Below are 11,352 nucleotides of genomic sequence, written 5' to 3' on the forward strand. Positions count from 1 at the left end.
GCCCGGCAAGGTGGCCGAGCCGCGCCCGCAGCAGGCCGACTACGCCAGCGCGGTGTCCGCCGCCTTCGCCCCGCGCCCCGCCCCCGACACGCCGAACGTCGTGCTGGCGGAAGCCGGAACGGGCGTCGGCAAGACGCTGGGCTATCTGGCGCCCGCCACGGTGTGGGCGGAGAAGAACGGCGGCACGGTGTGGATCTCCACCTACACCCGCAACCTCCAGCACCAGATCGACGCGGAGCTGGACCGCCTGTACCCCGAGCCGGCGACCAAGGCGCGCAAGGTCGTGCTGCGCAAGGGCCGGGAAAACTACCTGTGCCTGCTGAACCTGGAGGAGGCCGTCCGCGGCATGCCGATGCAGCCCCATCACGCCATCGGGGTCGGGCTGATGGCGCGCTGGGCCGCGGCGACGCGCGACGGCGACCTGACCGGCGGCGACTTTCCCGGCTGGCTGGTCGACATCGCCGGGCGCGGGCGGACGCTGGGCCTCGCCGACCGGCGGGGCGAGTGCATCTACTCCGCCTGCGACCATTACGCCCGCTGCTACATCGAGAAGAGCGTGCGCCGCGCCCGCAAGGCCGACGTGGTGATCGCCAACCACGCGCTGGTCATGGTGCAGGCGGCACTCGGCGGTGGCGAGGAGCCGACGCTGCCCACCCGCTACGTCTTCGACGAGGGGCACCATGTCTTCGACGCGGCGGACAGCGCCTTCGCCGGGCATCTGACCGGGCGCGAGACCCAGGAACTGCGGCGCTGGCTGCTGGGCGCCGAGGAGACGGGGCGCAGCCGCGCCCGTGGGCTGAAGCGCCGCATCGAGGATCTGGTCGCCAGCGACGAACAGGCCCAGGAGCTGATGGACGCGGTGATGCTGGGCGCCCGCGTCCTGCCGGCGGAGGGCTGGGCGGCGCGGCTGTCCGCCGACAACCCGCAGGGGCCGACCGAAGCCTTCCTGCTCGCCGCGCGGCGGCAGGTCTATTCGCGCACGGCGGGGCAGGGCGGCCCCTACAGCCTGGAGGCCGACAAGGCCTACCCGGTGGACGGGCTGCTGGATGCGGCGGTGGCGCTGGAGGCGGCGCTGGTCCGGCTGGCGGAGCCGCTGGCCGGGCTGGCCAAGCGGCTGGCGGCAAGGCTGGAGGACGAGACGGCGGAGCTGGACAGCGACCAGCGGCGGCGCATCGACGCCATGGCGCGCAGCCTGACCCGGCGCGGCGTGCTGACGGTCGAGGCGTGGCGGGCCATGCTGAAGACCCTGCCGGTGGAAACCCCGGCGCAGTTCGTGGACTGGTTCGCGGTGGAGCGGATCGACGGGCGCGACGTGGATGTCGGGCTCTACCGCCACTGGATCGACCCGACCGTTCCCTTCGCCGAGGCGCTGGCCGGGCCGGCGCACGGCATGGTGGTCACCTCCGCCACGCTGACCGACGGCACCGGCGACACCGCCATGGACTGGCAGGCGGCGGAGGACCGCTGCGGCGCCAGCCATCTGCCGAAGCCGGCGCTGCGTGCCCAGGTGCCCTCACCCTTCGACTACCCCAAGCGCACGCGGGTGATGGTGGTCACCGATGTGCGCAAGGACGATCTGGGGCAGGTGGCGTCGGCCTACCGCACGCTGTTCCAGGCGGCGGGCGGCGGCGGGCTGGGGCTGTTCACCGCGATCAGCCGCCTGCGCGCCGTCTACGACCGCATCGTGGAGCCGCTGGACGCCACCGGCATCCCGCTCTACGCCCAGCATGTCGACCCGCTGGACGTGGCGACCCTGATCGACATCTTCCGGGGGGAGGAGCACGCCTGCCTGCTCGGCACCGACGCGGTGCGCGACGGGGTGGACGTGCCGGGCCGCTCGCTGCGGCTGATCGTCTTCGACCGGGTGCCCTGGCCGCGCCCCGACATCCTGCACCGCGCCCGGCGCGACGCCTTCGGGCGGCGGCGCTACGAGGACATGATCGCGCGGTTGCGGCTGAAGCAGGCCTTCGGCCGGCTGGTGCGGCGGGCCGACGACACCGGGGTGTTCGTGCTGCTCGATCCGATGATGCCGAGCCGCCTGTTCGGCGCCTTCCCCGAGGGGGTGGAGGTGCGCCGCGTCGGCATCAAGGAGGCTGTGGAAGCGACGGCGGAATTCCTGCGGGGGTGGTAAGGCCCCGGTCAGGCGGCTCCGATGCGGGAAAGCTCGAACGGCGTCGTCTGGTAGATCTGGTTGATCCAGTTGGCGAACAGCAGATGGGCGTGGCTTCGCCAGCGGTTTTCGGGCGGGCGGCTGGGGTCGTCGTCGGGGAAATAGCCGTGGGGAACCGGCGTGGCCGCGTCCTTGGCAACGTCCCGGACATACTCGTTGCGCAGCGTGTCCGTGTCGTACTCGATGTGGTTGAACATGTGCAGCGACCGGTGGGCGGCGTCCTCCAGCAGGCAGGGGCCGGACTCCGGGGAATCCAGGAGCACGCGCAGGCCGCTTTCGGAAGGAATGTCCTCCTCGCGCACCTCGGTCCAGCGCGACACCGGAATGGGCACGCCGTCGGACAGGCCGCACAGATAGGGCGAGGCGGGCACGCGGTTCCGGTGCCGGTACACGCCGGACGCCTTGCGCGACAAAAGATGTTTCGGCACGCCGTGGAAGTGATGAACGGCGGCCTGCGCCGCCCAGCAGATGTTCAGGCAGGAATGGACGTGGCTTTGCGTCCAGTCGAAGACCGAACACAGTTCGTCCCAATAGGACACCTCCTCGAAGGGCATCGTCTCGACCGGGGCGCCGGTGACGATGAAGCCGTCGAACTTTTCGCGGCGCGCGTCCTCCCACGACCGGTAGAAGGCGCTCATATGGTCGGCCGCGGTGTTGCGCGGCACATGGTTGGTGATCCGGATCAGCGACAGCTCGACCTGGAGCGGCGTGCTGCCGAGAAGGCGGGCGATCTGCGTCTCGGTCCGGATCTTGTCGGGCATGAGGTTGAGCAGGCCGAAGCGCAGGGGCCGGATGTCCTGCCGGATGGCGTCGGCTTCCTGCATGACCATGACGCCCTCGGCCTGGAGGGCGGTGAAGGCGGGAAGATCGTTGGGTATCTTGATGGGCATGACTCGTCCGGCTCCGCTGTCGGTGCATCGGTCGGAACAGACGTCATGGCGAGTCCCGTTTGATTGCCGGTCCGGCCACATCCCCCTTCGGGACGCCACCTTGCTCGGGAAAGCAGGTTGGCGTTGAGCGTCCGCTCAACTCTTGATGCGTTGTGCACATTATACGGGCAGCGGCGGCTTGGCAACAGGGGAGGTGTGCGGACGGTCGCGTCGGCCTGGGGTCAGAGCGGCGGCGCGTAGGTGGCCAGCAGGACGGACAGGGTGACCACGCTGGCGATGGTGGACATCAGGATCGCGGCGGAGGTGCGCTCCACATAGATGCGGTACTGGCTGGCCACCACAAAGGTCAGGGCGCCGGTGGGCAGGCCGGCGAGGATGATGGCCGACCCGGCCCAGAAGGGGTCCAGCGGGAACAGGGTCTGGATGAGGAACCACGCCAGCGCCGGCTGCACCACCAGTTTCAGGGCGCTGATCCAGCCGGCCTCCAGCAGGTTGGCCTTCAGGCTCTGGGTCGCCAGGAACAGGCCGATGGCGAACAGGGCGCAGGGACCGGCGGAGGCGCCCATCAGGTCGCAGTAGATGGCGATCGGGCGCGGCACCGGCACGCCGGACAGGAAGACCGACCAGGCGAGCCCAAGGGCGGTGGAAATGATCAGCGGGTTCTTGACCAGCGCCCGGCCGACGTCGCGCAGCGCCTTGCCGATGCCGCCGCCCTGGCTGTTGGCGAACTCCAGCCAGATCACCGCGATGCCGACCATGATCGCGCTCATGATGACGGTGGCAAGGATGGCCGGGGCCAGACGGTCCGGGCCGAAAGCGGCCAGGAACAGCGGAATGCCCATGTAGCCGGTGTTGGAGAAGCAGGCGTTCAGCCCCTGCATGCACTGGATCTGCGTCCGCTCCCTGTGGATCAGCCAGCCGAGCAGGGCGCCCAGCGCGTAGACCGCCAGCATCGAGCCGAGGAAGGCGCCGATGAAGGGTCCGTTGAAGATTTCCGGCAGCGAGCGCTTGGCCGTGCCGAGGAACAGCACCGGCGGCAGGGCCATCCAATAGACGAACTTGTTCAGCGCCTCCGACGAGGCGGGACCGAGCAGCTTCGCCTTACCGGAAAGGACGCCCGCCAGGATGATGGCGAAGACCGGGAGCGCCACGTTGAAGACCACCGACATGGGGGCCGACCTTAAGGGGCAACCCGTCCCCTGTCGAGGGACCCACCCGTCCGTCCCGGGCATAGCTCCCTTGACGGCGCTCCCTCCCTTGACGGCGCGCGGGGGGCGGGCAAGATTGGGCGGGGCCCTTTTTCCGCAGGAGTTTCGATGATCAACCATCACAGCGCGCTCATCTACGTCATGGTGCTGGTGTCGGCGTGCGACGGCGACATGACGGACGCGGAGCTTGAGGCCATCGGCGAGAATGTCCGCTATCTGCCGATCTTCAAGGATTTCGACATCGACCGGCTGACCGACGTGACCCGCGAATGCTCCGGTCTGCTGGCCGACGCCGACGGGCTGGAGACGACGCTCCAGATCGTCAAGGAGGCCATTCCGTCCAAGCTGTCCGAGACCGCCTACGCTCTCGCCTGCGACATCGCCGCGGCGGACCCGTCGGCCTCGCAGGAGGAACTGCGCATGCTGGAGCTGCTCCGGCACAAGCTGGGAGTCGACCGGCTGTGCGCCGCCGCCATCGAACGCGGCGCGCGGGCGCGCCACACCCGCCTGTGACGGCCGGGGACATGACCGGACCGGGCGGTCTGGCGGGACGGACGGTCGGCGTCATCGGGCTGGGCCTGATGGGCCGGCCGATGGCCCGCAATCTGGCGAAGGCCGGTGCCGCCCTGGTGATCAGCAGCCGCAGCCCCGGCCCGGTCGAGGAGCTGGCCGGCGAGGGCATGAGCCCCGCCGCCGGGCCGGCCGAGGTCGCTGTCCGCGCCGATGCCATCGTGCTGATGCTGTCGGACACGGTGGCGGTCGAGGCGGTGGCAGCATCCCTGATGGACGCGCTGCGGCCCGGCCATCTCGTCATCGACATGGGCACGACGGCGGTCGGGGCGACCCGCAAGCTGGCCGAGGCCGTCCGCGCCAAGGGCGCCGACTGGGTGGACGCCCCGGTGTCCGGCGGTACGGTGGCGGCGGAGGCCGGCACCCTGACCATCATGGCCGGCGGCACGGAGGAAGCCTTCGCCCGCGCCCTGCCGCTGTTCCAGGCGATGGGCCAGCGCATCACCCATGTCGGAGACAGCGGGGCGGGGCAGGTCGCCAAGATGGCGAATCAGGTGATCGTCGCGCTGAGCATCGGCGCGGTGGCCGAGGCGCTGGCGCTGGCCAAGGCGGCGGGGGTGGAGCCGGGCAAGGTCCGTGACGCCATCCGCGGCGGCTTCGCCGAGTCGCGCATCCTGGAGCTGCACGGCCAGCGCATGGTCTCCGGCGACTTCACGCCGGGCGGCCGCGTGCTCACCCAGATCAAGGACCTGAAGCAGGCGGAGGAGCTGGCGGAGCAGTCCGGCATCCAGCTTCCCGCGCTGGGCCTCAGCCTGGAGCTGTTCGAGCTGCTGGCCGAACAGGGCGACGGCGGGCTGGACCACTCGGCCCTGTACCGGCTGTTCGTCAAGTAAGCCCTTCAGGCTCCGGTCGGGCCGCCCCGGCCGGAGCCGTCGAGGGCGAGATGCAGCAAGGGGAACGGGCGGCCGCTGTCGTCCAGCGCGGAGCGCCCGACCTCCCGGAAGCCGAGACGCCGATAGAAGGCCCGGGCGGCGCTGTTCTGCTCGTTCACGTCGACCGTCAGGTCCGGTCCGCCTTCGCAAGCGCGGGCGATCAGGGCGCGGCCGACCCCCCGGCCGTGCCAACTCGGATCGACGAACAGCGTGTCGATCCGGCACCCGGTCATGCCCAGGAAGCCGACCGGCCGGTCGTCGCCATCCACCGCGACCAGCAGCGCCGCCGCCGGAAGATACTGGTCGCGCACGAGGTCGGCGTAGAAGCCGATGTCCTCCTCGCTCAGGAAATCGTGCGTGCTGCGCACCGCGGCGAGCCAGACGTCAAAGAGGACCGGGGCGTCGTCCGGACGGGAGGAGCGGATCGGGATCACGCGTCGAGATACTCCTTCACCAGCAGCTCGGCGATCTGCACGGCGTTGAGGGCGGCGCCCTTGCGCAGGTTGTCGGTGGACGCCCAGAAGGACAGGCCGTTGTCCACCGTGTAGTCCTCGCGGACGCGGCTGACGAAGACCGGGTCGTCGCCGGCCACCTCGACCGGGGTGATGTAGCCGTCGTTCTCCTGCTGGTCGATCACCTGCATGCCCGGCGCCTTGCGCAGGATCTGGCGCGCCTCCTCGGCGGTCACCGGCTCGACGCACTCGACGGTGATCGCAGCGGAGTGGCCGATGAAGACGGGGACGCGGACGCAGGTCGCGCTCACCTTGATCTTGGGATCGAGGATCTTCTTGGTCTCGACGTTCAGCGCCCATTCGTCCCGCGTCGCGCCGTCCTCCATGAAGGGACCGACGTGCGGGATGACGTTGAAGGCGATCTGCTTGGAAAAGACGGACTTCTGCACCGGGTCGTTGACGTAGATGGCGCGGGTCTGGCCGAACAGTTCGTCCATGCCCTCCTTGCCGGCGTCCGAGGCCGCCTGGTAGGTGGAGACGACGGCACGGCTCACCGTGACCTGCTCGTGCAGGGGCTTCAGCGCCATGGCCAGCAGGATGGCAGCAGCGCCGGGGCTGGCGACGATGTTCCTCTTCGCGTAGCCGGCGAGCGCGTCGCCGTTGACCTCCGGGACCACCAGCGGGACGTCGGGGTCCATGCGGAACTGCGGGCTGGCGTCGATCACCACGGCGCCCGCCGCGGCGGCGCGCGGCGCGTGGGCCGCCGAAACCTTGGCGTCGACGGCGAACAGCGCGATGTCCACGCCCTTGAAGTCGAAGCGGCCGACGTCCTCGACCTTCAGCACCGCGTCCTCGCCGAAGGACACCTCCTTGCCGACCGCGCTGTCGGCGGCCAGGGCGATCACCGCGTCGGCTGGGAACCGGCGGTCGGCGAGGGTGGTCAGCATTTCCCGTCCGACGTTGCCGGTGGCGCCGACGACCGCGACTGTGTAGCCCATGGCGGTTAATCCCTGTGATATGCGGTGCGAAGAGGGCTTGAGGTATGCGGTTCCCAATGGAATTGCAACAGCGCCCGCGTTGTGACACCGTGTCCGCCCTATCACGAACGACCGCGACCGGCACACCGGGGCATGGCCACTCCGCTCGAAGACATCATTGCCAAGGCGATCAAGGACGCGGACAAGTCCTTCTTCAACGAGGACTACACCAAGCAGGCGCGTTCGGTGATGACCGCGCTGAAGAAGGCCGGCTACGAGGTCGCTCCGGTCCGCCCGCCCGAGGGGCTGGTGGAGTGGGCCAAGGAGAACATTCCCTTCGGCCGGTTGCGTCCGGCGGAGCTGATTACCCAGATGTATTCGATGATGGTGGAGAATGTTCGCCGCTTCGACAAGTAATAGGCTGAACGGCGAAACCGGGTTTCGGCCCTGGTAATACCAGTCTGAAGCAAAGCCCGTTAGTTTTCAGGCACTTCCCGCGGTGCGCCATTTTGGCCACGGCCAAGTCCCTGCCGTTGACTCGTGTGCGGTAGAGGCGTAATTCAATCGCCAAACACAGCAGGGCTTAAAACTTTCGGTCTCGCATCACCCGCCGTCGCGGCAACAGCCCTCCTTGCCGCGACCGGTCGCCGAACTGAGGACGACGCAATGGCAAACGGCAGCGGTCGGCCGCTCTCTCCGCATCTGCAAGTCTACAAACTCCCCAGGACCGCGCTCCTGTCCATCACGCACCGCATCACGGGCGTGGGGCTGGCCGTCGGGACCCTTCTGCTGACCTGGTGGCTGGTCGCCGCCGCCACCAGCCCCGCCGCGTACGAGCGCGCGCAGCACTTCATCGGCTCGTTCTTCGGGCTGCTGCTGATGTTCGGCTGGTCGCTGGCGCTCTACTATCACCTGTGCAACGGCATCCGGCATCTGGTGTGGGACGCCGGCAAGGCGTTCGAGCTGAGCGAGGCCGACCGCGGCAACCAGATCGTCATCGGTGCGGCGGTCGTGCTGACCGTGCTGACCTGGATCATCGGCCTGGCCGTGTGGTGAGGAGAGAAGACATGGCGTCCAACAGCAAGACCCTCCGCTCGCCGCTGCAGATCGCGCGCGGCCTGGGCTCCGCCAAGCACGGCACCGAGCATTGGTGGCACCAGCGCGTGACCGCCATCGCCCTGGTCCCGCTGACCATCTGGTTCGTCTTCGGTGTGATCCGCCATCTGGGCGCCGACCACGCGGCCTTCGTCGCGTGGCTGGAGTCGCCCTTCTCGGCGCTGATGATGGTGCTGACCGCCGTGGTCACCTTCCACCACGCCCAGGCCGGGCTGCAGGTGGTGATCGAGGACTACGTGCACAATGAGATGGCGAAGATCCTGAGCATCCTGGCCGTGAAAGCCCTGTGCTTCGTGCTGGGTGCCGCCTGCGTCATCGCCGTCCTCAAGATTTCGTTCGGAGCCTGACGAGCCATGGCCGCCTACGATATTATCGATCATTCCTATGACGTCGTCGTCGTCGGTGCCGGCGGTGCGGGCCTGCGCGCCACCTTCGGCATGGCCGAGAAGGGCCTGAAGACGGCGTGCATCACCAAGGTCTTCCCGACCCGCTCGCACACCGTGGCCGCCCAGGGCGGCATCTCGGCGGCGCTCGGCAACATGAGCGAGGACGACTGGCGCTTCCACATGTACGACACCGTCAAGGGGTCTGACTGGCTGGGCGACCAGGACGCCATCGAGTACATGTGCCGCGAGGCCATCCCGGCGATCATCGAGCTGGAGCACTACGGCGTGCCCTTCTCGCGCACGCCGGAAGGCAAGATCTACCAGCGCGCCTTCGGCGGCATGACCGCCCATTACGGCAAGCAGCAGGCCTACCGCACCTGTGCGGCCGCCGACCGCACCGGCCACGCCATCCTGCACACCCTCTACCAGCAGTCGCTGAAGCACGAGGCGGAGTTCTTCGTCGAGTATTTCGCGCTGGACCTCATCATGGAGGACGGCGTCTGCAAGGGCGTGGTGGCCTGGAACCTCGACGACGGCACCATCCACCGCTTCCGCGCCCAGCTCGTCGTTCTGGCGACGGGCGGCTACGGCCGCGCCTACTTCTCCGCCACCTCGGCCCACACCTGCACGGGCGACGGCGGCGGCATGGTGCTGCGCGCCGGCCTGCCGCTGCAGGACATGGAGTTCGTGCAGTTCCACCCGACCGGCATCTACGGCTCCGGCTGCCTCATCACCGAGGGCGTGCGCGGCGAGGGCGGCTACCTCACCAACTCCAACGGCGAGCGCTTCATGGAGCGCTACGCGCCGTCGGCCAAGGACCTCGCCTCGCGCGACGTGGTGTCCCGCTCGATGACCATCGAGATCCGCGAGGGCCGCGGCGTCGGTGAGCACAAGGACCACATCCACCTGCACCTGGAGCATCTCCCGCCGGAGATCATCCACCAGCGCCTGCCCGGCATCGCCGAGACGGCCAAGATCTTCGCCGGCGTGGACGTCACCAAGGAGCCGATCCCGGTTCTACCGACGGTGCACTACAACATGGGCGGCATCCCCACCAACTTCCGGTGCGAGGTGGTCAACCCGACCGCCGAGGATCCGGATCGCGTGGTGCCCGGCCTGATGGCCATCGGCGAGGCGGCCTGCGTGTCGGTGCACGGCGCGAACCGCCTGGGCTCCAACTCGCTGCTCGATCTCGTGGTGTTCGGCCGTTCAGCGGCCATCCGCGCCGCCGAGATCGTCGAGAAGGGCAAGTCGGTGTCGTCGTCCGCCGCCGCGACCGACGTCGCCCTGGAGCGCTTCGACCGCATCCGCAACGCCAAGGGCTCCATCAAGTCGTCGGAGCTTCGCCTGGAAATGCAGCGGACCATGCAGAACAACTGCGCGGTCTTCCGCACCGGCGAGGTGCTGGAGGAGGGCGTCAAGCTCATCGACCAGACCTTCGCCAAGAAGAGCGACATGGCGATCAGCGACCGTTCGCTGGTCTGGAACTCCGACCTCGTCGAGGCCATCGAGCTGGACAACCTGCTGTACCAGGCGGTCGCCACGCTCCACTCGGCGAAGAACCGGCCGGAGAGCCGCGGCGCCCACGCCCGCGAGGACTATCCGGACCGCGACGACGAGAACTGGATGAAGCACACCGTCATCGAGGTGTCGGACAAGGGCGAGACGAAGATCGGGTACCGCCCGGTCCATCTCTACACCCTGACCGACGAGGTGCAGGTGTTCCCGCCCAAGGCCCGCGTCTACTAAGGCGGCAAGAGCAAGGCAAGGATACGAACCATGGTCGAATTCAACCTGCCCGCCAATTCCAAGGTCGGCGTCGGCAAGACCATCAACGCCGCCAGCGGCGCCAAGCGGGCGAAGACCTTCAAGATCTACCGCTGGTCGCCGGATGACGGGCAGAACCCGCGGGTCGACACCTACGTCGTCGACCTCGACAAGTTCGGCCCGATGATCCTGGACGCGATCATCTACATCAAGAACAACATCGACTCGACCCTGACCTTCCGGCGCTCCTGCCGCGAGGGCATCTGCGGGTCCTGCGCGATGAACATCGACGGCACCAACACGCTGGCCTGCCTGAAGGCCATCGAGGAGGTGAAGGGCGACGTCAAGATCTACCCGCTGCCGCACATGCCGGTGGTCAAGGATCTCGTCCCCGACCTGAAGCACATCTACGCCCAGCTCGCCTCGATCAAGCCGTGGCTGCAGTCGCAGTCGCCGGCCCCGAGCCGCGAGCGCCTGCAGTCGCCGGAGGACCGCGCCAAGCTGGACGGCCTCTACGAGTGCATCCTGTGCTTCTGCTGCTCGACCTCCTGCCCCAGCTACTGGTGGAACGGCGACCGCTACCTCGGCCCGTCGATCCTGCTCCAAGCCTACCGCTGGATCGTGGACAGCCGCGACGAGATGACGGGCGAGCGCCTCGACAACCTCGAGGACCCGTTCCGTCTCTACCGCTGCCACACCATCATGAACTGCACCAAGGCGTGCCCGAAGGGCCTGAACCCGGCCAAGGCCATCGCCGAGATCAAGAAGCTGATGGTTCAGCGCCGCTGATCCGTCCGTTTCGGTTCACCGATGAAGAACGGGGCGCCTCCGCAAGGGGGCGCCCCGTTTTCTTTGGCCGTTCGGTGTCTGCGCTTATGCGAAGTCAGGGTCGGTGGGCCGGGACGGCGGCAGGTCGTCGTTGGGCAGGGGGGAGGGCATGTCCT

The 11,352-nt window shown here is 68.6% G+C and carries 12 protein-coding genes and 1 riboswitch; of the genes, 8 read left to right on the plus strand and 4 right to left on the minus strand.

Annotated elements, in window-relative coordinates; genetic code table 11:
* On the plus strand, positions 1–2,131 hold a 2,131-nt coding region (locus GBZ26_RS20640), incomplete at its 5' end, for an ATP-dependent DNA helicase (protein ID WP_174440454.1).
* Between the two features lie 8 nt (positions 2,132–2,139).
* Here GBZ26_RS20640 and GBZ26_RS20645 read toward each other — a convergent pair.
* Positions 2,140–3,060 carry a homoserine O-succinyltransferase gene (locus tag GBZ26_RS20645; RefSeq protein WP_174440455.1) on the minus strand — a complete coding sequence of 307 codons (921 nt, stop codon included), beginning with the start codon at positions 3,058–3,060 and terminating at the stop codon, positions 2,140–2,142.
* Positions 3,061–3,109: 49 nt separating this feature from the next.
* Positions 3,110–3,214: riboswitch (SAM-I-IV-variant riboswitch) on the minus strand.
* A gap of 67 nt (positions 3,215–3,281) precedes the next feature.
* The gene (locus tag GBZ26_RS20650) at positions 3,282–4,229 is read right to left on the minus strand and encodes an AEC family transporter (protein ID WP_174440456.1); all 948 of its coding nucleotides are present in this window, start codon (positions 4,227–4,229) and stop codon (positions 3,282–3,284) included.
* A gap of 147 nt (positions 4,230–4,376) precedes the next feature.
* Here GBZ26_RS20650 and GBZ26_RS20655 point away from each other — a divergent pair, with 147 nt between their 5' ends.
* Complete coding sequence (locus tag GBZ26_RS20655; protein ID WP_059398583.1) at positions 4,377–4,781, plus strand: tellurite resistance TerB family protein; 405 nt, start codon at positions 4,377–4,379, stop codon at positions 4,779–4,781.
* Positions 4,782–4,792: 11 nt separating this feature from the next.
* Complete coding sequence (locus tag GBZ26_RS20660; RefSeq protein WP_174440457.1) at positions 4,793–5,671, plus strand: NAD(P)-dependent oxidoreductase; 879 nt, start codon at positions 4,793–4,795, stop codon at positions 5,669–5,671.
* A 5-nt stretch (positions 5,672–5,676) separates the two neighbouring features.
* On the opposite strand, the gene GBZ26_RS20665 is transcribed toward GBZ26_RS20660, so the two are convergent.
* Both GBZ26_RS20665 and GBZ26_RS20670 read right to left on the minus strand, forming a co-directional pair.
* The gene (locus GBZ26_RS20665) at positions 5,677–6,144 is read right to left on the minus strand and encodes an acetyltransferase (RefSeq protein ID WP_174440458.1); all 468 of its coding nucleotides are present in this window, start codon (positions 6,142–6,144) and stop codon (positions 5,677–5,679) included.
* Positions 6,141–7,160, minus strand: a complete 1,020-nt coding sequence (locus GBZ26_RS20670; protein WP_174440459.1) for an aspartate-semialdehyde dehydrogenase — start codon at positions 7,158–7,160, stop codon at positions 6,141–6,143. The genes GBZ26_RS20665 and GBZ26_RS20670 overlap by 4 nt, the downstream gene beginning before the upstream one ends.
* 132 nt (positions 7,161–7,292) lie before the next feature.
* Between GBZ26_RS20670 and GBZ26_RS20675 the strand changes: the two genes are divergently transcribed.
* The 5 genes from GBZ26_RS20675 (at position 7,293) to GBZ26_RS20695 (ending at position 11,197) form a co-directional block, all read left to right on the plus strand.
* Positions 7,293–7,556: a hypothetical protein gene (locus tag GBZ26_RS20675; protein ID WP_035675805.1), complete on the plus strand. Its 264-nt coding sequence runs from the start codon at positions 7,293–7,295 to the stop codon at positions 7,554–7,556.
* Between the two features lie 249 nt (positions 7,557–7,805).
* Positions 7,806–8,195, plus strand: a complete 390-nt coding sequence (gene sdhC, locus GBZ26_RS20680; protein WP_174440460.1) for a succinate dehydrogenase, cytochrome b556 subunit — start codon at positions 7,806–7,808, stop codon at positions 8,193–8,195.
* Positions 8,196–8,206: 11 nt separating this feature from the next.
* On the plus strand, positions 8,207–8,602 hold the full coding sequence (gene sdhD, locus GBZ26_RS20685; RefSeq protein WP_014241602.1) for a succinate dehydrogenase, hydrophobic membrane anchor protein: 396 nt from the start codon (positions 8,207–8,209) through the stop codon (positions 8,600–8,602).
* Positions 8,603–8,608: 6 nt separating this feature from the next.
* Complete coding sequence (sdhA, locus tag GBZ26_RS20690) at positions 8,609–10,390, plus strand: succinate dehydrogenase flavoprotein subunit (protein WP_035675802.1); 1,782 nt, start codon at positions 8,609–8,611, stop codon at positions 10,388–10,390.
* 30 nt (positions 10,391–10,420) lie between these two features.
* Positions 10,421–11,197 (plus strand): succinate dehydrogenase iron-sulfur subunit, encoded by a 777-nt coding sequence (locus GBZ26_RS20695; protein ID WP_014241601.1) that lies wholly within the window; start codon positions 10,421–10,423, stop codon positions 11,195–11,197.
* Positions 11,198–11,352: the final 155 nt, after the last annotated feature.

It is taken from the genome of Azospirillum formosense (assembly GCF_013340925.1).
GTDB lineage: Bacteria > Pseudomonadota > Alphaproteobacteria > Azospirillales > Azospirillaceae > Azospirillum > Azospirillum formosense.